Source organism: Pelomonas baiyunensis, from assembly GCF_043555935.1.
Classification (GTDB): domain Bacteria; phylum Pseudomonadota; class Gammaproteobacteria; order Burkholderiales; family Burkholderiaceae_C; genus Pelomonas; species Pelomonas baiyunensis.
This window is the reverse complement of record NZ_JBIGIB010000003.1, coordinates 186,850-209,320: the sequence shown is the minus strand read 5'-3', so window position 1 is coordinate 209,320 and position 22,471 is coordinate 186,850. Positions and strand designations below refer to the sequence as shown.

The window sequence follows — 22,471 nt, the reverse complement described above, 5'->3', positions numbered from 1 at the left end:
CCTGCACAGCGGATCGGTGCCATGACGCGACGCACCGTTCGCACACGCCCGAGTCCATCCACACGCATCAGTCACTGAACGCAGCTGCACGGGATCGAGCCCGGGCAGTCCTGCCTTTCCACGACACGGCATCCGCCGCACACCGAGACGCTGACATGCCTTCGCATCCACTCACCCACGCGCTTCGAACACTTCCCGCCGCCCTCGCCCTGATCGGCCTGTCGCCTGCGTCCGTCGGCGCAGCCGTGCACACCTGGACGGGCACTGCCAGCGCCAGCTGGAGCGACACCGCCAACTGGGCCGGCGGCCTGCCCGTGGCCGGTGGTGAGCTGCTGCTGGACAGTGCCGCGCGCCCGGCCAGCGTCAACGACCTCGCCGGCGGCTTCACGCTGCTGGGCCTCACGCTGGGCGCCAACGCGCCGGCGCCAACGCTGACCGGCAACACGCTGCGCTTTCAGGGCGCGGGCGCCTACCTGCGCATGCAGTCCAACGGCGGCCATGGCAGCGTGAACAACGCGCTGGTGCTGAGTGACAACCTGCAGGTGGCCGGCGGCCTCAGCAACGCCAGCCAGCTCTTCCTGCGCGGCGACATCAGCGGCACCGGCGGCCTGGCGCTGGCCAGCGGCCGCACCGTGCTGAGCGGCAACAACAGCTTCAGTGGGCTCACCACGGTGGCCACCGGCGCCGCGTTGGGCGTGGCCGGCGGGGCGCTGGCCGGCACCGGCGGCGTTCAGGTGGCGCGAGGTGGCGAGCTGCAGATCGTGGCCTCCAACGTCGCCACCACGCTGACCCCAGCCATCGCCCTCGGCGGCCGCCTGAGCAGCAGTGCGCCGTTCGTGCAGACCCCCTTCGGCGCGGTGGCCGGCGGCACCGTGAGCGGGCCCGTCACGCTGACCGACGCGGCCGACATCCAGGCCCTCGGTGGCACCAACGCGCAACCCGTGCGCTTCGTGGTGAGCGGTGCGGTGGACCGCGCCGGGCAGGCGCTCACGCTCAGCACCGCGGGCGCGCAGAACACGCTGGTGCTGAACACAGTCGCCGGCACGGGCAGCCTGACGCTGCGCCCCAACGGCGGCAGCGTGTCCACCGGCGCCGTGACCGGGGCGGGTGACCTGAACGCCGGGGGCGCGGGCGGCAGCGCCACGGTGGCCAGCCTCGCCGGCAACGGGCGCGTGGTGGTGGACTTCGATGCCAACAGCTTCGGCCAGCTCACCGTCTCCGGCGCCTTGAGCGGTCAGCGCGATCTGGACGTTCGCAGCGGCACGCTGGTGCTGGGCAGCGCCGCGCCCCTGACCTTCGCCGGCCAGATCACCTTGCGCAACACCGGCACGCTGCAGGTGGGCCGCGAGAGCGTGTTGGGCAGCGCCAGCCCGGTGCTGCAGTTCGACGGTGGCGGCCGCCTGCTGGTGCGCGACGGCTTCGACCTCGCGCGGGCCATCACCACCACGGGTGGCCAGGGCGTGCTGCAGTTCGGCAACGGCACCACCAACACCGTCAGCGGCACCATCACCGGCGACGGCGGCGTCAGCGTCATCGGCGGTGTCATCACGCTCACCGGCGCCAACAGCTTTGCCGGCGGCCTGGGCGTCTTCAACGACGGCAGCCTCAACGCGGCCGGCCAGCCCAACACCACCACGCTGCGCTTCACGCACGACGGCAACCTGGGCGCTGCGGGCGCAGGCATCACGTTGGGCGGTGGCCTGGCCCTGCCGGACGGCTACGACCTGAACCGCCCGCTGACCTTGCAAGGCAATGCCGCCACCGTGAGCGGCTCGGGCACGCACACCGTCACCAGCACCCTCAGCGGCACCGGCCGGCTCAACCTCAGCGGCGCAGCGCGGTATGTGTTGGCGAGCACCGCAACCCAGTCTGGCGGCGTGGCCCTGGCGGGTGTGTCCAACGGCCAGGCGGCGGTGCTGGTCGTCGACAGCGACGCGCGGCTGGGCGCCGCCGGCGGCGTGCTGAACATCGGCCGTGCCAGCGGCCTGTCTTCCCTGCCCGGCACGCTGGAGGCGGCCGCAAACCTGAACATCAGCGCCACGCGCAGCACGAGTTTTCGGGACATGACGGTGGACACGGCCGGCTTCGACGTCGTGTTCAACCAGCCCATCACCGGCCTGGGCATGACCAAGGCGGGCGCCGGCACCTGGACGCTCAACACCGCCAACGCCGACGCCAGCGGCGACAACCGCGTGCAGGTGCTGCAGGGCGCGCTGGCCCTGGGCGTGAACGAGGCGCTGGGCGCCCGCAGCCTGGTGGATGTGGCCGCCGCAGCCCAACTGCAGATGGGCGGCCGCGCGTTGACCGTGAACACGCTGAACACGGCCGCCGGCAGCACCGTGGACCTGGGCGCTGGCGGCACGCTGCGCCCGCTGTTCGGCACGCTGGACGGCAGCCTGGCCGGCCAGGGCCACCTGCTGGTGGGCCGTGCGGGCTTCTCGTCCGCGGCCGTCACGCTGAACGGCGCGAACACGTTCTCCGGCAGCGTGGAGGTGACGCAGGGCAGCCGGCTCACGGTGGGCCACGAGAACGCGCTGGGCGCCGCGAGCAACCTGCTGCGGCTGGACAACGGCTCGCTGGAGGCCAGCAACCGGCTCGCGGCACCGCTGGTCATCAGCAACGCGATGAACCTGCAGATCGGGCCCGGCGGCGCGGGTTTGGTGGCGGGCGGGCAGTCCATCGTGGTCGAGCGGGCGCTCACCGGCACGCTGGCCTTGAACGTCCAAGGCGGCAGCCGTCCGGGCGATGGCGGTGACAAGTTCGACGTGCGCCTGGCCAATCGCAACAACACGTTCACCGGCGACCTGCAGCTGGGCGACCCGCAGGGCTTCGGCAGCGCGGTGCTGGGCATCACGGCCGATGGCTCGCTGGGTGCGGCCAGCAACCGCCTCATCTTGGGCAAAAGCTTCTTCGACGGTGAATCCACCCGCAGCGCCCAAGGCGGCCTGCGCGCGTGGGATTCGTTCACGCTGGCGGCCACGCGCACCGTGCTGCTGGACGGTGAATCGGGCAGCACCGCCGGCTTCATCGACACCAACGGCCACACGTTGGTGGTGGCCGGCAGCATCGGCGAGTTGCAGTCGGGCCTGGGCCTGCTCAAGACGGGTGCGGGCACGCTGGTGCTCAACGGCGCGCAGGCCTACACCGGCCTCACCGCCGTGGAAGCCGGCACGCTGGGCGGCCACGGCACGGTGGAGCGGTTGGCCGTGCAGTCGGCCGAGCTGGCCCCGGGCGCCAGCGCGGGCCTCTTCAGCGTGCGGCAAGACCTGAGCTTCAGCGGGCTGGCGGTGCTGAACATGGAGCTCGGCGGGCTGTTGCGGGGCAGCAGCTACGACGCGCTCAACGTGGGCGGCACCGTGGACCTGGGGCAAGACACCACGCTGCGCCTGAGCTTCATCGGCGGCTTCACGGCGGCGGCCGGGCAGCAATTCCAGTTGATCCAGACCGGGGGCGATGTGTTCGGCCAGTTCGCCAACGTGGCCGACGGCGGCCGTCTGCTCACCGCCGACGGCACCGGCAGCTTCCTGGTGCACTACGGCACCGGGCAAGGGCTGGTGGTGAGCGACTTCCAGGCCGCCGCCGTGCCCGAGCCCTCCACCTGGGCGCTGATGGCGCTGGGCGTGGTGGGCCTGGGCCTGCGCGCACGCCGCAGCACGGCGGCCCGCGCTTGAACGCTGTCGCGCCACGCCTCCCAAGGAGTTGAGCCATGCCCAACGTCGTACTCGCGGGCGAGGTGTTCTCGCTGGACGCCTCTGCCGGCTTTGATGAGGGCCTGGTCCGCGGCCAAGTGGGGGCCAGCGCCCGGCTGAACTTCACCACGCGCTTCACCGCCTGCCACGGGCTGGCCGTGCAGGCCGGCGCGCAGGCACGGGCCGACGCCTCGGCGCAGCTGGTGCTGCTGGGCTTGCTGTCGGGGGATGCACAAGGCGCCGCCCTGGCCAGCGCGGGCGCACGGCTGGTGGCCACGGCCACCGTCGACCCGTTTGACCGGGCCGGCCTGGATGTGAGCGTGGCGGCCTACGCGGAGGCCTCGGTGGCGGGCCGGCTGGCCGTGTCGCTGGACCTTCAAGATGTGGCCCGGCTGGCCGCAGCGCGGCTGGACGGCCCGGCGCTGGAGATCTTCCTGGCCTTGCTCGGTGAGATCCGTCTGGGCGCCGGGGTGTGGGCGCGCCTGGGCGTGGCAGCGATGGCGCGTGGCGAGATCTCGGTGCTGTTGAGCCTGGCCGACGACAACCACGCGGGCTTCGTGATAGCGGGGGGCCTGGCCGTGGGCGCGGCCGCCGGCGCGGGCGTGGATGTGTACGCCGGCGCGCGGTTCGAGAGCCCCAAGCGGTTCTTCCTGAACGCCGTGAACATCGCGACCGGCGCCTTGGTGACGGAAGCCCGCAAGCACCTGCCACCCGCCTTGACCCTGCCGCTGGCGGCGCTGGAATTTGCGCTGCCGGCGCTGCTCCATGCCGCGTACGAAATCGCCCAAATCGACACCGCTGCACTGGCCGCCCGGCCGGCGGTGGCGGGCGAGGTGTTCGCGGCCTGCATGGGCGCCGAGTTGCAGCGCTTCGTGCTGGACCAACTCGCGCGCGGTGCGGCCGCGCGGCTCGCCGCGCAGCTGGATGCTGTCATGGACCGTCTGGCGGCGGCGCCACCGTCGGACGTGGCCACCCGCACAGCCGCCGCGGTGCAGGCCGCGCTGGACGCCCTGGCGTCGATGGAGGGCGAGGGCTGGACGCTGACCCGCGCCACCGAGGCGTTGCCCCGGCTCGTTGCGCTGTTGGATGCGCTGGATGCCGCCGAGCGCAGCACCTGTCGCACCGCGTTGGCCGCCCTGTGGCTCAGCCTGGCGGCAGCCCAGGCCTTGCGCCAGGGCGTGGTGGCCGCGCAGGCCAGCGCCAGCGCCGGGGTGCTGGGCCTGGCCACGCAGGTCTCACAGGTCATCCAGATCGAAATTCGCGACGTGCCGGCCTTCGTTCAGGACGAGTTGCACGCACGGCTGGGCCTGCCGCGCGACAGCCGGCTGTCGTTTGCGAACGCCGTGGCGTGGCTGATCGACAGCCGCCTGCTGCCGCAACTGCGCGCCGCGCTGCCAGAGCTCGCGCCGCTGCTGGACCTGATCGAGCAGGAGCTGGATGTGGGCGACCTGCTCACGGCCGCGCTGCGGGGCGACCTGCGGCTGCGTTACGCACCCTGCCGGGCGCTGGCGTCGCGCCTGCTCGATGGGCTGTTGATCCAGCAACTCCTGCCGGCCTTGGCCGGCGCGCTGCCCGACGACGCCCCAACCCGCCTGTGGACCGACGAGGTGGTGCGCCCCAGCCTGCTGATGCTGCGCGACTTCGTATTGGCCCGGCTGGACGACGCCGTGGCGGGCCGCGCGCTGCAGCAAGAGCCGCTGCGCGCTGCGCTGGGGCTGCTGGTGGGCAAGGTCGTGATCAGCCATGTGGTGGTGCTGCGGGACATCCTGGTGGACCACGTCCGAGACCACGCGGCCGAAGCCGCCCGCGATCTGGCCGACGCGCTGCGAGACGGCCGGCGAACACCGCTGGCGCAGGCCTTTCACACCGTGGCGCAACCTCTGGCAGCAGCGGTGGGCGGCGTCATTCCCAGCGCCGTGATGTTGGAGGCCAGCCGGGAGCTGGCGGCGGACCTGCTGCTGGTGCTGGCCAGTGCCACCGGCGAGCAGGTGTGGACCGACGCCCGCCGCGCCCGCGAGCGCGAGTTGCTGCGCCGCATCCTGTTCAGCGTCTACGGCGAAGCTGACCGGGCCGACCCAAATCGCTTCATGGCCGACATCGCCGCCTGCGCTTACGTGCCCGCCCCGCAAGCCGTGAAGGACATGGTGGTGCTGCAGGCCGAAGCCATGGCCGCCACGCTGGGCCAGACCTTGTCGGCCACGGTGGCGGCGCTGGAGCGCTTCTTTGCCCGCTTGGGTGAGGGCCTGGTGCAGCGGATCGAAGTCGGCCTGGCCGCCGGCTTGGCCCGCCTGCGGGACGACCTGGTGGTGCTGGGCCGAACGCTGGTGGTGCTGAGCCGGCAGGCCGACGCGCGGCTGGCCGAGGCCGAACGCTGGGCGCGAGAGATGTCGCGCCAGCTGGACAACGCCGCGGCGGCCTGCCGCTCGGCGGCCCGCCGCCAGCAGATCCTGGACCGCCTGCAGCGAGACGGCATCGCCAACGCGCGGGCCTTCGCCCGGCAGGTGCCCGGCTTCGCCCAGCTGCCGCGGGATGCCCGTGCAGCGGCCCTGAACGTCGCCGGCGCGGCGTTTGCCACGGCCTTCGCCGGCATCCGCCCGCTGCTCGACGGCGCGCTTCAAGTGCTGCGCGCGGTGGGCGACGACATCGCCCGGCTGTTTGCCGCAGCCGCCGATGCCACGGCATTGACGCGCGCGCTGACCCAAGCGATCACCGACCGGCTGGATGCCGCCGTGCGCGCCGTGGCCAACCTGCAGCTGCCGCGCGAGCTCTCCATCACAGCCATCGTGAAGGCCGCCGTGGACGTCATCACCCAGCTGCCGCCCCTGCGTGATGCGTTGCGGCTGGCGTTCAGTGCCCGCGAGAACGAGCAAGCCGCCCGCACCCGGCTGCGCCAGACCCGCACCCAGATCGCGACCCAGACCCAGGCGCAGGAGGCGCAGCAGCGGGCGCTGGATGCCGCCCTGGGGGGTGGCCCACTGGGGCTGAACATTTGCAGCCCGCTGGGCATCGCTGCCGACCTGCAGGCGGCCTGCGCGTACCACGCGAGCATCCCGATTCGCATCGTCGTGGCGGGCCTGCCGGCCCCCTCCAACCCCACCATGGACGGCCAGGCCGTGCTGCTGCTCAACGGCGACGCTCTGAGCGTGCCAGACACCGCGTGGCAACACACCGACGGGCTGAGCCGCCTGTCGCTGCAGCTGGCGAGCACGCACCGGGCCATCCGCCCGGGCCTGAATGTGCTGGAGTTCGCCTGCGCCCAAGGCGGGCGACCGGCGCAACGGGTGCGCAAGACCTTCCTGGTCCACCCGGGTGCGGCGCCCACCGACGGCCTGCGCGTTCGGGTGGTGAACGCAGCCCTGGAGATCAGCAGCACGGGGCCTGCGCCCCTGACCCCGCAATCGCTGCAGGGCTGGCGGGTGGTGGTGCCCGGCGGGCAGGTGCTCCGTGGCGTGCTGACCGCGGGCCAGCCCACGCCGCTGAGTGCCCTGGCGCCCCGCCCGGCGCCGGGCCCCAGCCCGCGACCCCACGGGGCGCCGGGGCTGCCCCGCGTCCAGTCAGGCCCGTCAGCGCCGGTAACCCCGGTGACCCCGGGGGGGCTTTCCAACCTGCGCCCCCTGCGCCTGACGCCTTGTCTGCGCGCCATCACCGTGATCGACGCCGCCGGCCGCCACCGGCTGGACCACCTGCTGGGCGATGACGACTGACGCCAGCAGCGCCGGCCTGGGCTGAGGCGCCTCCGTCAAGGGCAAGATCACCCAACCCGAGCCCTGCCGCACGGCCCCGCCGTGTCTACAGTTTTTCCCAGAGGCTGCCGCTGGAACGGCAGCCCAGGGAGAGAACACATGAACACCACACGACGCGGCCTGCCTTGGGCGGCCGGGCTGGCCTGGGCGCTGGCCTCCATGCACGCCGCACAGGCCCTGCCCATGCCGGTGGCCGTCAGCACCAGCCCCACGCTGCTGCGCGTGGGCGAGGCCTTCACCATCACCGTGAACGGCGTGATCGCGCTGACGCCCACACAGGGCGAACGCCGCCTGCACGAGATGCCCGGCCCCAAGTTCGCCGGCGATCAGTTCTGGACGAGCTACGACTGGGTGCAAAGCACCGAGGTGCTGGACTGGGCCGCCTACCAATTCCAAAGCTCCGACGGCCAAAAGGGCACGGTCACCACCTTCGGTGATCCGCGCATGCAGGGCCAGGTCAGCTTCACGTTCCAAACGCCGGGCACCTACTGGCTCACCGGCACCTGGTTCGCCGCGTCGGACCTGGACTGGCAGATGGAAAGCCACGACTACCGCCGGTTCTGCCTGTTCTGGATTTGCGGTGACTGGGCCCCCGACGGCGTGCGCAACACGCGCTGGAGCACCCCGCTGCCGCCCGTGGGCCCCTTGACGCCCTGGGCCGCCCAGCTGACCGTGCGTCCCGCCGTGGAAGAGGTGCAGCCCACCGAACAACCGCTGCCCGAGCCCGGCAGCCTGCCGCTGGCCGGCGCGGCCTGGGCCGCCCTGGCCCTGGCACAGCACCGCCGACGCCAGCAGCCCCAGCCGCAGCCACGCTGAGCCGGCCCGGGCGCGCTAACGTGGCGGGTGTTGCCCCCGCCCGTGCTGCCATGCCCCTGCACCGCCCCGCCCTGCCGCTGCTGACCCTCCTGACCTCGCTGGCCCTGGCGGCCTGTGCAGGCGGGCCGCCGGCGCCGCGCCCTTGGGCCGAGGTGGCCACCCGCGAGTTGCAGCTGCAACTGGCGCAGGTGGAGGTGGCCGGGCGCCCCGTGGGCCTGACGCTGCCCCGCGGCCGCAGCGGCCCGCTGCCGGTGGTGGTGTACCTGCCGGGGCTGGGCCAGGCGCACGACGCCGGCCAGCGCTGGGCCGCGGGCTGGGCGCAGGCCGGCTATGCGGTGTTGACCGTGCAGCCGCTGGCCGAAGACGCCGACGCCTGGCGCACCCCACTGGCGCGCAGCGGCGAATTCCGGGCGCTGGGCGAGCGGCACTACGGGGCCGAGCTGCGCACGCAGCGGCAGGCCGCGGTGGCGCACCTGCTGCACGCCCTGCGGCGCTTGCCGACGCTGACCAGCCCCGCCCTGCCTCCTGTGGCCTTGGACTGGCAACACGCCGCGCTGGCCGGCTATGAAACCGGCGCCCAGGCGGTGCTGGACCTCGTCCCCGCGGCGGACGGCTGGCGGCCGCGCGCCGTCATCGCCATCAGCCCGCCGCCCATGGACGCCGCACCCGGCTTGCCCGCCGCGCTGCTGGTGACCAGCGACGTCGACGGCGACGCCCTGGGCCTGGTGACCCGGCCGGCCGACCGCCAGCGCGCCCTGGCCTCGCTGCCGGCGGGTGAACTGCTGAACCTGGGCGGCGTGAGCCACGCGGCCTTGTCGGGCACCCTGGCCCCCGAGGGCTGGCACACCCAAGACCAGCACCGCGGCCGCGAGCCGGGTCTGGGCGCCGGGCAACGTGGCGGGATGAATGGGGGCATGGGTGGGGGCCCCATGGGCCCGGCCGGCGGGGCTCCGCGAGGCCCGCGCAGCGGCAGCGCCACCGAGGCCGCGCAGGCCGATTTGAGCGAGGCACTGCGCTCGACCGTGGCATTTCTCAACACCCGACTCCGGGGGTAGGAGATGCCCGCTTGTCGGCGCTTGCCCCCTCACTGAAGCGGGCCGACCTCTCTACACTGCCGCCCGTTTTGGGGACAAGGCGATTGGGATGGGCGGGACAGCGGAACTGAACGAGCTGCTGCAACAGGAACAGCAGCTGAAGGCATTGGCCAAGCCGGTGTGGCTGTGGCTGGCCCTGGTGTGGGTGGCGCTCGTGGGCGTGCTGGGCAAGAACGTGGCCGTCATCGTGGTGGGCTGCATCGGCACCTGGCTGGTGGGCCCGTGGGTGATCCAGCGCGCCGTGTCGCCGCTGCGCGCGTCGCCGCGCCTGAAGCTGCCGCTGTTCCTGAGTTGCGCCCTGCCGGTGGTGAGCCTGGCCGCACCGCTGTACGTGTGGCAGCGCTCGCGCACCACGCGCGACGTGCTGGCCTCCGACATCCGCCTGGCCCGCGCGCTGGAGCAGCAACGCGACCTGGCGCCCGCCGATGCAGTGGCCGCCGCCGTGACCCGCCCCGCCCTGGCCGCTGAACCCGCGCCCGCGCAGGAAGCCCTGCCCGTGCTGCGCGCCGTGGCCGCCGAAGGCTGGCCCGAGGGCGAGGCCGTGATGCTGCCCGGCGTGCCCAAGCCCATGCCGCCCACCCGCGGCACGGCGGGCGTGTTTGCCGTGGGTTACCACGTTGAAGCGGGCGAGCACTGGAGCCTGGTGGGCGAACAGGCCATGCAGGCCGCCGGCCTGAACCTGGACCTGCTGCACCGGGCCGCGCTCACCAACCTGCGCCAGCGCGTCAAGCAAGGCCGCGGGCTGCGCCTGGTGGAGCGGCCGGACTGCTTCAGCCTCAAGCTCGACGGCGAGCACGAGGCCTGCATGGTGCTGGTGGACGGCGTGTGGGACCGCCTGTTTGCCGACAAGACCCCCAACGGCGCCGTGGTGGCCATTCCGGCCCACGGCCAGCTGCACTTCTGCGACGCCCACGCCACCGAAGGCCTGGCCGCGCTGCGCGCCGCCTGCCGCCGCGTGACCCCGCACACCCCGGGCGCCCTGTTCCAGGGCCTGCTGCGCCGCCGGGATGGCCGCTGGACTGTGCTGGAAACCTTCTGACCGCCGTTTGACGCGAGCACCGGGCGCGGCTCCTCAGCGCGCCGGCCCGCATCGCGTGCCCGCACAGCCCCGGCGCGCCAAACCCGCCCGTGCGTGTGGGAAATGCCACGGCGCGCTCAGCCGCCTGACGCGGCTGCGTGCGCCGCCCGACGCACCGCCGGCCTACGCTCGGGGTTCGACTGCCGATCAGGAGATCGCATGTACGGACTCGTCAACCGCGCCATCGAACAGCTGGTGGTGTCTTTGAAAGGCGACTCGGCCTGGGAGCGCGTCTGCCAGCGGGCCGGGTGGCCCGACGGCGGCTTTGTGGCCATGCAAACCTACGACGACGCGGTGACCTACCGGCTCGTCGGCGCCGTCAGCGAGGAACTGGGCCTGCCGCCCGATGCCGTGCTGCGCGCCTTTGGGGAGTACTGGATCCTCTACACCGCCGAAGAAGGCTATGGCAGCATGCTCACCATGTGCGGCAGCGACCTGCTGAGCTTTCTGCACGGCATGAATCAGATGCACGCCCGCATCGAGGCCTCGTTGCCGGAAATCCGGCCGCCCAGCTTCGAAGTGCATGAGCTGGATGCCCAGACCTTCGCGCTGGTCTACGAGTCCACCCGCGAAGGCTTGGCGCCCATGGTGGAGGGGCTCATCACCGGGCTGGCCAAGCGCTTCGGCCAGCGCGTGGACATCCGGCTGACCGCCCCGCGCGACGCCAGCACCCCGCACGACCGCTTTCTCGTCCAGATCCTGGCGTGAGCGGCACAACGCCCCAGCTCAGCGGCGCCGCGCTGGCCCGTGCGTTTCCGTTCTTCCTGCAGCTCAACCGTGACGGCACGGTGCGGGAGGCGGGGCCGGGCCTGCAGCGCGTCATGCCGGGCTTGGTGCCGGGCATGCTGCTGAGCCAGCACCTGACGCCCAGCCGCCCGAGAGCGTTGGCCAGCACGGCCGACTGGGCGCGCTTCGACGGCCAGGCTCTGCTGCTGGAAAACCGGGAGCCGGGCGGCCTGGGGTTTCGCGGCCAGATCTCCGTGCAGGACGACACCGCCGTGCTGTTGTTGCTGCGGCCCAAGCTGCAGAGCTTCGAGGACATGCAGGCGCGCGGGCTGCAGCTCACCGACTTCGCGGCCCACGACGCGACCGGCGACATGCTGATGCTGCAACAGGCCGCCACCGCCTCACGGGAGGACGCCCAGCGCCTGACCGACTGCCTGCGCGAGAAGTCCGACCACCTCCAGCTGATGAGCGAGCTGTCCCTCATCGGCATGGGCTACTTCTCCAGCACCGGCGAGTTGAAACAGTCCAACCTGCGGCTGCGCGCCCTGCTCAACCTGAGCGCCGACGCGCCGGCCCTGAAGACCGTTGACGACGTGGAACGCCGGCTGCAGGCGCTGGCCGCTGAAGCCGACGCTGCGGGCCTGAACCTGGGGGCGCTGGCCCGGCATGCCGAGCACGGCGGCGAGGCCACGGAGCTGCGCACGCGCGACGGCCGGCACCTGTCCATCGCCTTTCGCGCCGGCACGCAGCAGGAGCATGTGATCTTCATCCGCGACATCACCCAGGAGACGCTGGTGGACCGCATGAAGAGCGAGTTCCTGACCACCGCCGCCCATGAGTTGCGCACGCCCATGACCAGCATCTACGGTTTCTCGGAGCTGTTGATGCGGCCCAACCTGCCGCCGGACAAATTGCGCTCGGCCGTCGACACCATCCACCGGCAGGCGGCCTGGATGGTGAAGCTGCTGAACGAGGTGCTGGACATGGCCCGCATCGAGGCCCGGCAGTCCGACGACCTGCGGCTGGACACCCTCGCGCTGGCCGACCTGCTGGCCAGCGCCGTGGACGCCTACGGCAGCTCGCCCCAACGCGAGCGCTTGCAGCTTCAGGTGCAGGCAGCACTGCCGCCCCTGCTGGCCGACCCCGTGAAAGCGGGTCAGGCGCTGGGCAATGTCATCAGCAATGCGCTGAAGTACTCGCCGGACGGCGAGTCGATCGAGATCCGCTGCATGGCCGAGGATCGAGACGGCCTGGCGGGCGTGAGGATCGAGGTGCAGGACCGCGGCATCGGCATGTCCGAAGAGCAGGTGGCCCGCATCTTCGAGCGCTTCTACCGCGCCGATCCGTCCGGGCACGTGCTGGGCACGGGCCTGGGCATGTCGCTGGTGGAGCAGATCATGAAGCTGCACCGCGGCAGCGTGGACGTGCGCAGCACGCCGGGCCTGGGCACGTGCGTGGGCCTGTGGTTTCCGGCCCAGCCCTGAACGCGCCCGCCAGCCTCAGCCCTCAGTCTTCACCCAGGAAGCCGCCGCTCTGGTGCGCCCAGAGCCGCGCGTAGATGCCGCCGGCGGCTAGCAGTTCGGCGTGCGTGCCCTGCTCCACGATGCGGCCGGCGTCCATCACCACCAGCCGGTCCATGGCCGCGATGGTGGAGAGCCGGTGCGCAATCGCCACCACCGTCTTGCCTTCCATCAGCGTGTACAGGCTTTGCTGGATGGCGGCTTCCACCTCGCTGTCCAGCGCGCTGGTGGCTTCGTCCAGCAGCAGGATGGGCGCGTCTTTCAGCATCACGCGGGCGATGGCGATGCGCTGGCGCTGGCCGCCCGACAGCTTCACGCCCCGCTCGCCCACGAAGGCCTCGAAGCCGGTGCGGCCCTTGGGGTCGGACAGCGTCGCAATGAACTCATCGGCATGGGCCCGCACCGCGGCGCGCTGCAGGTCTTCGGCGCTCGCATCCGGGCGGCCGTAGAGGATGTTGTCGGCCACCGAGCGGTGCAGCAAGGAAGTGTCTTGCGTGACCATGCCGATGTGGCGGCGCAGGCTGTCCTGCGTCACGCGGGCGATGTCCTGGCCGTCGATGCAGATGCGGCCGCCATCCGCCGGCAGGTCGTACAGGCGCAGCAGCAGGTTCACCAGCGTGCTCTTGCCCGCGCCGCTGCGACCCACCAGGCCGATCTTCTCGCCCGGGCGGATGGTGAGGTTCAGCCCGTCCACCACCACCTTGCCATTCGGGTAGGCAAAGCGCAGGTTCTCGAAGCGCACCTCGCCGCCCGAGCCGTCGGCCGGCACGGTCAGCTCGGTGGCGCCGTTTGCATCCGTGATGGTCTGGGGCTTGGACAAAGTGGCCAGCCCGTCCTGCACGGTGCCGATGTGCTCGAACAACGAGGCCATTTCCCACATCACCCAATGCGAGATGCCGTTCAAGCGCATGGCCATGGCCGTGGCCGCCGCCACCGCGCCCACGCCCACGGCCGATTCGCTCCACAACCACAGCGACAGCAGCGCCGTGCTGCCCACGAGCAGCGCCGACAGCGTGGCGTTGACCACCTCGAAACCCGTCACCAGCCGCATCTGGCCGTAGGCGGTGAGCATGAAGTCCTGCATCGCAGCCTTGGCGTAGCCGGCCTCGCGCCGGCCGTGGGCGAAGAGCTTGACGGTGGCGATGTTGGTGTACGCGTCGGTGATGCGGCCGGTCATGAGGCTGCGCGCATCGGCCTGGGCCTGGGCCACCCGGCCCAGTCGGGGCACGAAGAAGCGCAGCGCCACCAGGTACAGCGCCAGCCACACCGCGAACGGCGCCATCAGCCGGGCGTCGAACGCCGCCACGATGGCCACCATGGTGCCGAAGTACACGCACACGTAGACCAGGATGTCCACGACGATGAGCCAGGTGTCGCGCACCGCCAGCGCGGTCTGCATCACCTTGGTGGCGATGCGGCCGGCGAACTCGTCACCGAAGAAGGCCAGGCTCTGGTTGAGCATGCGGCTGTGGAAGATCCAGCGCAGCCGCATCGGGAAGTTGCCGAACACGCCCTGGTACTTCATCAGCGCCTGCACGCCGGCCAGCACCACGCTCAGGCCCAGCACGCCCACCAGCATCAGCACCACCGGCTGCGGCCGGCGCCACAGCTCGGCCGGCTGCTGGGTGGACAACCAGTCCACCAGCGAAGCCATCAAGCTGAACAGCCACGCTTCCGCAGCCGCAATGCCAGCGGTGAACAGCATCACCGTCAGCAAGTGCCGGCGCACGCCCTCGGCACAGCGCCACAGGAAAGGAAAGAACCGCGACGGCGGCGCACTGCCGGCCGCGTCGGAGGTTTCGGGGTAGGGGTCGACGAGGCGCTCGAAGCGCGAGGTCAGCGGCTGGAAGATCGACATGCCGCAAGTGTCGCCGGACAACGCTGTCCACACACGCCCTACCCGCGGCGTCAGGCGGCGCGCCCTGGCTGGCCCGCGCGAGGCCCCAGGGGCCCGACCGTGGGGCCGCCGGGATCAGCGGCCGGCTGTTGGCGAGGCGGGCGCCGGCACCACCACCCCGGGAGGTTGGAGCGTCGGGTCCGCCTGCACCAGGGCCCAGGCCGTCGCCCGCAGCTCGCGCGCGGCGTCGGCCTCGTCCCGCTCCTTTTCAAAGTAGTGGCTGCGGTCGTCGTCGTGGCACCCCTTGGCCTGCCGGTAGTACGCCCCGGCTTGGGCCTCGTGCGCGTTGGCACGGCCCAGCAGGCTCAGGATGTGCTCTGGCGTGGTCATGCGGGGTTTTGGGTTGATGCGGTCGTTATGACGGCACACCCTCAGCGGCTGGCCGCCGACGCTGCCGCCGGCACCGGCACCACCACGCCGGGCGACAGCGAGATCTCGTCCACCGGGGTCACGCCGGTCACGAAGTAGCGGGTCTCGCCAAAGCACGAGGTGGGCAGGCCCACCTTCTCTTCGTAGTGCAGGTTCACGCGGCGGCCCATCACCTTGTTGATGGCCTCGGCTGTGGCCTCGTCGTGCACGGTGAAGTAGAACTTCTCCACCGTGCTGGAACCCGGCAGCGACACGAGCGCCTGCTCGCCCTCCCAGGTCTTGCAGATCCAGCCCTTGCGCGAGAACTTCTGCACCCAGCCGGCGCGCTCGCCTTCGGAGTAGCTCCAGCGCCAGGCAAACGCCATCCAGGCGGTCACCAGCAGCACGAGGGCGATGAAGAACAGGGCGAGCTTCAGGCGCATGGGCAGACTCAAGGAGCGATGGCGCGGCGATTGTGCGTCAGCCCGCCGTGCCGCCGAACCGTTCGGCCGACCGGGCTCGCGCCTTGGCCGCCTCCACCTCGCGGTTCTTGGGCGCAGCGGTGGTGGAGAGCGACGCGATCAGCGTGCGCGCCTCGGCCGCAATCGCCTGCACCGCATGGTCGAACGCGGCCGCGTTGGCCTGCGAGGGCACGTTGAAACCGCTGAGCTTGCGCACGAACTGCAGTGCCGCGTCGCGAATCTCGACCTCGGTGGCCGGCGGCTCGAAGTTGAAGAGGGTGCGGATGTTGCGGCACATGGCGGGGCTCCGGGCGTGAAGCGGTCGATGCTAGGCCCTGCGCTATCGTGCCGGCCCATGCGACGCACTGGTTTTCAATGGGTGGCGCTGGCGCTGCTGATGCTCACGCTGCAGGCCTGCCAACGGCCGGGGCCCGGGCCGGGTCCGGACTCGGACACCGCAGCGGCATCCGCACCGGCGGGTGCCGCGGACGACAGCCCCGGCGCGCTGATGGCACAGGTGTTCGCCGGCTGGAAGGCCGACGCGCCCCACGCGGTCGACATGCCTGCCGAACCCGGTTCGCCGGAGAAAACCTCGCGCGTGCTGGTGTCGCCGATGCAGGTGATCGCGCTGGACGCCGACCACCGCGCGCTCGTCGTCGCCGGCCCGCTCGATGGGGGCCGCGGCGAGCCGGTCGACGGCCATGCCACGGGTGCCAGTGTCAGCGTCTACGGATTCGAGCGGCGCGATGGCCGCTGGTTCGCAACCTTCGCACGGCCGGCCCTCACCTGGACCGGTTTCTTCGGCACCCCCGGCGAGTTGAAGCAACAGGCACTGGCCCCCGGACGCGTAGCCCTGTCGATCGAGAACGGCAGCTGCTGGCAAGGCTTCTGCGGCAGTTGGGTTGAGGTGTTCGGCGTCACGGCAGCGGGCGTGCAGCCGCTGTTCAACGAGCGCATCGCCACGAGCGCTGCGGGCGCCGTCGAGGGGTGCAGCGAATGGCTGGAGGGCAAGAAGGCCGACGCGGCTGAGGCATCGCTCACCGCGGACAACTGCTTCGACATCCAGGGCACCTGGCGCTTCGAGGCCGCCACCGGCACGGGTTGGCCGGATGCAGTGCTGACGTTCACCGGCACCGAAGCGGCCCAAGAGCCCCCTGGCGCCCCACTGACCCGACGCACCATCGACGAGCAGCGGGTGCTGCGCCACGACGGCACCACCTACCGGCCCCTGCACGGCCGCAACCCGACGCACGACATCTGACGACCGCGGCGGCGCCGGGACTGCCCCTCAGGCCGGCACGTCCGGATGCCGCTCCCGCCACGCCCTCAGCGCCCGGCGGTACTCGTCCATCGCCAGGTCGTGCAGGTCGAAGATGCAGGGATCGCAGCCGTTGCCGCAGCAGGCGTCAAAGTCCGGCGCGGGCGGCGGCACGGGCATGGGGTCAGGGTCGTCGCGCATGACCCGGGATTGTCCGGCCGCGAAGATGGCCCTACGGCCCAAGACCCCCACACCCCACCGCCAACAAGCGCCGCCCGCATGTACCTGCTCAAAGCCGCGATCCCCGACCCGGAGGCCTGCGTGCTGGTGTTCACCGCCCAGAAAACCATGTACGGCGGCAAGCACGTGGCGGTGGGCGACACGGTGTACCTGATCGCCAGCGAGCACGAGGGCGGCAGCGGACTGGTGGCCCGCGGGGTGGTCACGGCCACAGCGCCCTGCCCGCGCCGGCCGGACTGCGACCGGCAAACGCCGCGCGTGGACCTCACCGTGCAGGTCACGGCCCGCGCGCAGCAGCCGCTGGGCCGCGCCCAGCTCAAGCCCTTCACCGCCTGGGACGACGGCCAGCCCGAGACCGAGCTCAACTTCAAGTGCTACCGGCAGGCGACGAACAAATTGGTCGGGCTGAGCCCGGCCGCGGCGGCGTTTCTTGTGCAGTTTTTCTGACCCGATGGCCGCTGTTGCGACGTGACACCTTTTTGTCACACCATTTGGTAAAAATTGAGCTATGCTGCACCGCAACATTGCATAGCTGCAATGACCGTTTGTCTCCTCCACCGCCCCTGGGTGGATTTGGCCCTCTCTGGTGCGAGTCACCCGCAGAGGGCCTTTTTCTTTTCAGCCCGCCGTCGTCACATGAGGCCGCTCCGCGCCCCGGCGTGACGAGCCGCACCGGGCCAAAGCGGCGCCCACAATGCGCGCACCTCCCCGCCTGGTGCCCGCCATGACCGCGCCCCACACCCACCGGCTGACTGACCGCCTCGTGCAGACCGAAGCCGACCTGCGCGCCCTCATCGGCGAACCGCTGCCGCTGACCTGCGCCAAGATCACCGACCGGCTCTACCCCGAGACACGCCGGTTCATCGAGCGCGCACCCCTGGTGTGCCTGGCCACCAGCGACGCGCAGGGCCATTGCGATGTGAGCCCGCGCGGCGACCCGGCGGGGTTTGTGCGCATCCTGGACGACCGCACGCTGCTGATGCCCGAGCGCCCCGGCAACCGCATTGCCGACTCGCTGCGCAACCTGCTGGCCAACCCGCGCCTGGGGTTGCTGTTCATCATTCCCGGCGCGACCGACACCTTCCGCGTGAACGGCCGGGCCGTCATCACCACCGATGCGGCCCTGCTGGCGCCCAGCGCGCTGGAAGGCAAGGTGCCCCGCCTGGGCCTGCTGATCGACATCGAGGAGGCCTACACGCAGTGCTCCAAGGCCTTCCTGCGCTCGCACTTCTGGGAGCCGGCCCGCTTCATCGACCCGGCCGAGCTGCCCACCGGCGGCGAGGTGCACCGCGCCATCCAGGGCGAGGCCTTCGACGCGGCGGGCTACGACGCCGAGCGCGCCGCGCGCTACCGCCGCCGCGAAGGCTTTTACTGAGCCCTGCGCGGGCCCGGCCGGTCAGTGCACGCCGGCCAGCAGCGCGGCGTTGCCGCCGGCGGCGGCGGTGTTGATGGTCAGCGTTTGCTCGGCCGTGAAGCGGTAGAGCTGGCGCACATGGCCGGCGGCCACCACCAGGGGCAGGATGGCGCCCGGCCGCGTGGCCAGGGCCTGGGCCATCGCACGCGCGGCGGCCGCATCCGACGACGCCAGGGCCACGCCCGCCAGTTGGGCGGAGGCCAGCACGGCGCCCAGCGCCACCTCGGGCGTCAAGGTCAGGGCGCGGGCAGGCAGGCCGGCGCGCAGCAGGGCCTGGCGGGCCGGCTCGTCGCCGCCCACCCACACCACAGTGTTGCCCGCCAGCAGCGCGCTCACCACGGCCGCCAGGCCGGCTTCGGCACGGCCCAGCACCGCGAACACGCCGCGGGCATGGTGGCGCAGCGTGTTGCTTTCACCGGTGGGGCCAGGCAGCGACACGTCTGCCAGCTGGGCCTGCGCGGCGCCGAACAGGCTGCGCAGGGCCAGGGCCGTGGGCGCGTCCAGCGCGTCGGCCGCGCGGCGCAGCGTGGCGATGCGGTCGGCGAGTGCGGTGTCGCGCCAGGCGGTGTCCAGCGCCAGGGTGGGGGCCGGGGCCGCGCCCGTCAGGGTCACCGAGGGTGCGGCGGCGGCCAGCACGGGCTCGGCGCAGAAGCGGCGCAGGTAGTCGGGCCCGCCGGCCTTGGGGCCGGTGCCCGACAGGCCTTCGCCGCCGAAGGGCTGCACGCCCACCACGGCGCCGATGATGTTGCGGTTCACGTAGACGTTGCCGATGCGGGCCGCGTCGGCCAGGCGCTGCGCGCGGCTGTCGATGCGGGTCTGGATGCCCAGCGTGAGGCCGTAGCCCAGCGCATTGATCTCGTCGATGACCTCATCCACGCCACCCTCGAAGCGCACCACGTGCAGCACCGGGCCGAAGATCTCTTCGCCCAGGTCGGCGATGCGCTTCAGCTCAAAAGCCACGGGGCGGATCTGGCGCGGCATGGCCTCGGCGACCGGGGCTTCGGCAATGAGGCGCGCCTCGCGCTTGAGGCGCTCAACGTGGCGGCTGATATTGGCGTGGGCTTCGTCGTCGATGACGGGGCCCACATCGGTCGCAAGCTTCGCCGGCACGCCGACGTGCAGCTGCTCCAAGGCGCCCTTGAGCATCTCCACCACGCCGTCGGCAATGCTGGCCTGCACGCACAGCAGGCGCAGGGCCGAGCAGCGCTGGCCGGCCGAGCGGAAGGCGCTTTGCACGACGGCGTCGATGACCTGCTCGGGCAGTGCCGTCGAGTCGACGACCATCGCATTCAGGCCGCCGGTTTCGGCGATCAGCGGCAGCGGCGCGTTGGGCTTGGCCGCCAGGGCCTTGTGGATGATCTGCGCCACGGCGGTGGAGCCGGTGAAGCACACGCCGGCCGTGTGTTCGTGGGCCACCAGGCCCGCGCCCACGGTCTCGCCGGCGCCGTGCAGCAGGGCCAGCGCGTCGGCTGGCACGCCGCTGTCGTGCAGCAGCGCCACCATCTGCAGCGCCACGAACGGCGTCTGCTCCGCCGGCTTGGCGGCCACGGTGTTGCCCGCCACCAGCGCGGCCACCACCTGGCCGGCAAAGATGGCCAGCGGGAAGTTCCACGGGCTGATGCAGACGAACACGCCGCGGCCCTGCATGCCGCTGGCGTCCAGCTCGGCTTGGTCCGCGTAATAACGCAGGAAGTCCACGGCTTCGCGCACTTCGGCCACGCAGTCGGCCTGGATCTTGAAGGCTTCCTTCACCAGCAGCGCGCAGAACTCGGCCAGGCGGGCGTCCAGCGCATCGGCCGCGCGGCGCAGGATGGCCGCGCGCTGGGCCACCGGCGTGGCGTTCCAGCCGGCAAAGCCAGCGTGCAAGCGCTGCATGGCGGCGTCGACCTCGGCGGCGGTGGCTTCGGGCACGGCCTGCACGGCCACGGTGTCCAGCGCGGCTTGCAGCGGCGCGCGGTGGGCAGGGGCGGTGAGGTCCGCGCCGGTGGAGTTGGCACGGCCGCGGCTGTCACCGTCTTGGTACAGCGCCGGGGGCAGGGGCAGCGCGCCGGTGGTGCGCACGTCGGCCAGCGGCGAGCCCAGCAACTCGGGCACCTGCACGGTGGGGTCGGCCAGTTGGTGCACGAACGACGAGTTCGCGCCGTTCTCCAGCAGGCGGCGCACCAGGTAGGCCAGGAGGTCGCGGTGCTCGCCCACGGGGGCGTAAACGCGGCAGGGGATGCTGCCGTCCTTCAGCACCTCGCGGTACACGCCTTCGCCCATGCCGTGCAGGCGCTGCATCTCGAAGGCCGCGCCGGCCGCACGGGCCATCTGCACGATGGCCGCGATGGTGCCGGCGTTGTGGCTGGCGAACTGCGGGTAGATGACGTCGGCGTGCTGGATGAGCGCACGGGCGCAGGCGAGGTAGGAGACGTCGGTGTGCTGCTTGTGCGTGAACACCGGGTAGTGCGGCAGCCCGAGTTCCTGGGCGCGCTTGATCTCGCCGTCCCAGTAGGCGCCCTTCACCAGCCGCACCATGAAGCGCAGGCCGTGCTTGCGAGCGATGGCCGCCACTTCGTCCACCACCGCCAGCGCGCGGGTCTGGTAGGCCTGCACGGCCAGGCCGAAGCCGCGCCATTGCGGGTAGCGCAGCGCAATGCCGGCGGCCAGGGTGTCCAGCACGTCCAGCGACAGCTCCAGGCGGTCCACCTCTTCGGCGTCGATGGTGAGGTTGATGTTGGCGGCCGCGGCCAGCTCGATCAGCTGCCACACGCGCGGCAGCAGCTCGGCGAACACGCGGTCGCGCTGCAGCACCTCGTAGCGGCTGAACAGCGCGCTGAGCTTGATGGAGATGCCGTCCGAGCCTTCCGGGCTCTCGGCGCGGCGGCCGGCGCTGATGGCCTGGATGGCCTTCACGTAGGCGGCCTGGTAGCGGCGCGCGTCGTCTTCGGTGCGGGCGCCTTCGCCCAGCATGTCGTAGCTGAAGCGAAGTTGCTTCTGGGCCTTGCGCGCATCATCGGCCTCGCCCATGGCTTCCTGGATATTGCGGCCCAGCACGAACTGCCGGCCCAGCAGCTGGATGGCGCGCACGGTGGCAGCCACCACGGTCTGCGCGCCCAGGCGCTTGAAGAGGCCGCCGTCGTCGTCTGCCCCCGGCAGGAAGCGCTTGGACAGCGAGATGGCCGAGGCCGACAGCGCGGCCAGCATCTTGTGCGGGCTGCCCTCGCTGGCACCGTCGAAGTCGGCGCGGCCCAATTGGTCAGCGGTCAGCGCGATGGCGGTGGGTGCGTCGGGCACGCGCAGCAGCGCTTCGGCCAGGCGCATCAGGGCCAGGCCCTCGGCGCTGGTGATGGGGTACTCGCGCAGCAGCGATTCCATGGCCCAGAAGGGCGCGGGGTTCTTGCGCACCTGCTCCACCCAGGGGGCGGCCATGTCGATGACCTGCGACCAGGCCAGCGCGCCGCCCATGCGGTCGGCCAGGGCTTGCACCACGCCGTGTTCAGGCCGGTAGGCGTCGGGCAGGCGGGGATGCTCGGGCGGGGCGATGAAAGGCGTGGGCATGGGGGTCTCCTGGTGAGGAGTCGCACTCTATCGACGGTGAGACTGGATTAAATTCCAAGGATCAACGCTCTCGCCGAGTTAAATCCAGATGAAGCACCCCAATGACTGACGCCACCACCGCTTCCCTCGACAAGATCGACGAGCGCATCTTGCGCGTGCTGCAGGCCGATGGGCGCATTTCCAACCTCAAGCTGGCCGAGACCGTGCATCTGTCGCCCACCGCGGTGCTGGAGCGGGTGAAGCGGCTCACGCGCGAGGGCTACATCCTGGGCTACGAGGCGCGGCTGAACCCGGCCAAGCTGGGCGTGGCGATGCTGGTGTTCATCGAGGTGCACCTGGACCGCACGGTGCAGGATGTGATGGACACCTTCAAGGGCGCCGTCCAGGCCCGACCCGAGATCCTGGAGTGCCACCTGGTGGCCGGCGGGTTCGACTACCTGCTCAAAACCCGGGTGCGCGACATGGGCGCCTATCGCGAGTTCATCGGCAGCGTGATCTGGACGCTGCCCGGCGTGCGCGAAACCCGCACCTACGCCGTGATGGAAGAAGTGAAATCCACCACGGCCCTGCCGTTCTGAGGGCCGCCCGCGTGGGCAGCGTCGCCCAGTTCATGCACCATGCCCGGATGACCCGGGCGGCAGCGGCGC

17 protein-coding genes are annotated in these 22,471 nt (G+C 71.7%); 11 read left to right on the top strand and 6 right to left on the bottom strand.

From position 1 onward, the window contains the following. Window positions 1-155 precede the first annotated feature (155 nt). From ACG01O_RS11430 to ACG01O_RS11400, 7 genes are all read left to right on the top strand, one after another. Window positions 156-3,671, top strand: a complete 3,516-nt coding sequence (locus tag ACG01O_RS11430; RefSeq protein WP_394384611.1) for a beta strand repeat-containing protein — start codon at window positions 156-158, stop codon at window positions 3,669-3,671. A gap of 35 nt (window positions 3,672-3,706) precedes the next feature. Continuing rightward, a complete protein-coding gene (locus ACG01O_RS11425; protein WP_394384609.1) occupies window positions 3,707-7,393 on the top strand; it encodes a hypothetical protein in 3,687 nt (1,228 codons plus the stop codon). 138 nt (window positions 7,394-7,531) lie between these two features. Further along, complete coding sequence (locus tag ACG01O_RS11420; protein ID WP_394384607.1) at window positions 7,532-8,248, top strand: hypothetical protein; 717 nt, start codon at window positions 7,532-7,534, stop codon at window positions 8,246-8,248. Window positions 8,249-8,298: 50 nt separating this feature from the next. Further along, the gene (locus ACG01O_RS11415) at window positions 8,299-9,303 is read left to right on the top strand and encodes an alpha/beta hydrolase (protein ID WP_394384605.1); all 1,005 of its coding nucleotides are present in this window, start codon (window positions 8,299-8,301) and stop codon (window positions 9,301-9,303) included. A gap of 88 nt (window positions 9,304-9,391) precedes the next feature. Further along, complete coding sequence (locus ACG01O_RS11410; protein ID WP_394384604.1) at window positions 9,392-10,381, top strand: DUF1444 domain-containing protein; 990 nt, start codon at window positions 9,392-9,394, stop codon at window positions 10,379-10,381. Window positions 10,382-10,579: 198 nt separating this feature from the next. Continuing rightward, window positions 10,580-11,128 (top strand): heme NO-binding domain-containing protein, encoded by a 549-nt coding sequence (locus ACG01O_RS11405; RefSeq protein WP_394384602.1) that lies wholly within the window; start codon window positions 10,580-10,582, stop codon window positions 11,126-11,128. Next, the gene (locus ACG01O_RS11400; protein WP_394384601.1) at window positions 11,125-12,630 is read left to right on the top strand and encodes an ATP-binding protein; all 1,506 of its coding nucleotides are present in this window, start codon (window positions 11,125-11,127) and stop codon (window positions 12,628-12,630) included. The genes ACG01O_RS11405 and ACG01O_RS11400 overlap by 4 nt, the downstream gene beginning before the upstream one ends. Before the next feature lie 22 nt (window positions 12,631-12,652). Here ACG01O_RS11400 and ACG01O_RS11395 read toward each other — a convergent pair whose 3' ends face one another. From ACG01O_RS11395 to ACG01O_RS11380, 4 genes are all read right to left on the bottom strand, one after another. Then, window positions 12,653-14,524, bottom strand: a complete 1,872-nt coding sequence (locus ACG01O_RS11395; RefSeq protein WP_394384599.1) for an ABC transporter ATP-binding protein — start codon at window positions 14,522-14,524, stop codon at window positions 12,653-12,655. A 114-nt stretch (window positions 14,525-14,638) separates the two neighbouring features. After that, the gene (locus tag ACG01O_RS11390; RefSeq protein WP_394384597.1) at window positions 14,639-14,893 is read right to left on the bottom strand and encodes a hypothetical protein; all 255 of its coding nucleotides are present in this window, start codon (window positions 14,891-14,893) and stop codon (window positions 14,639-14,641) included. Between the two features lie 41 nt (window positions 14,894-14,934). Then, entirely contained in the window at window positions 14,935-15,354 is a 420-nt protein-coding gene (locus ACG01O_RS11385) for a hypothetical protein (protein ID WP_394384595.1), read from the bottom strand. A 37-nt stretch (window positions 15,355-15,391) separates the two neighbouring features. Further along, window positions 15,392-15,670, bottom strand: coding sequence for a DUF2277 domain-containing protein (locus ACG01O_RS11380; RefSeq protein WP_394384594.1), 279 nt, complete (start codon window positions 15,668-15,670; stop codon window positions 15,392-15,394). 57 nt (window positions 15,671-15,727) lie between these two features. Between ACG01O_RS11380 and ACG01O_RS11375 the strand changes: the two genes are divergently transcribed. Beyond that, window positions 15,728-16,633, top strand: a complete 906-nt coding sequence (locus ACG01O_RS11375; protein ID WP_394384592.1) for a hypothetical protein — start codon at window positions 15,728-15,730, stop codon at window positions 16,631-16,633. A gap of 27 nt (window positions 16,634-16,660) precedes the next feature. Here ACG01O_RS11375 and ACG01O_RS11370 read toward each other — a convergent pair whose 3' ends face one another. Then, window positions 16,661-16,831, bottom strand: a complete 171-nt coding sequence (locus ACG01O_RS11370; protein WP_394384590.1) for an oxidoreductase-like domain-containing protein — start codon at window positions 16,829-16,831, stop codon at window positions 16,661-16,663. Window positions 16,832-16,909: 78 nt separating this feature from the next. Between ACG01O_RS11370 and ACG01O_RS11365 the strand changes: the two genes are divergently transcribed. Together ACG01O_RS11365 and ACG01O_RS11360 are read left to right on the top strand one after the other, a co-directional pair. Next, entirely contained in the window at window positions 16,910-17,317 is a 408-nt protein-coding gene (locus ACG01O_RS11365; RefSeq protein ID WP_394384588.1) for a hypothetical protein, read from the top strand. Between the two features lie 277 nt (window positions 17,318-17,594). Then, on the top strand, window positions 17,595-18,245 hold the full coding sequence (locus ACG01O_RS11360) for an MSMEG_1061 family FMN-dependent PPOX-type flavoprotein (RefSeq protein WP_394384587.1): 651 nt from the start codon (window positions 17,595-17,597) through the stop codon (window positions 18,243-18,245). 21 nt (window positions 18,246-18,266) lie between these two features. On the opposite strand, the gene ACG01O_RS11355 is transcribed toward ACG01O_RS11360, so the two are convergent. Then, a complete protein-coding gene (locus tag ACG01O_RS11355) occupies window positions 18,267-21,824 on the bottom strand; it encodes an L-glutamate gamma-semialdehyde dehydrogenase (RefSeq protein ID WP_394384585.1) in 3,558 nt (1,185 codons plus the stop codon). A 101-nt stretch (window positions 21,825-21,925) separates the two neighbouring features. Here ACG01O_RS11355 and ACG01O_RS11350 point away from each other — a divergent pair, with 101 nt between their 5' ends. Beyond that, on the top strand, window positions 21,926-22,402 hold the full coding sequence (locus ACG01O_RS11350; RefSeq protein ID WP_394384583.1) for an Lrp/AsnC ligand binding domain-containing protein: 477 nt from the start codon (window positions 21,926-21,928) through the stop codon (window positions 22,400-22,402). Window positions 22,403-22,471: the final 69 nt, after the last annotated feature.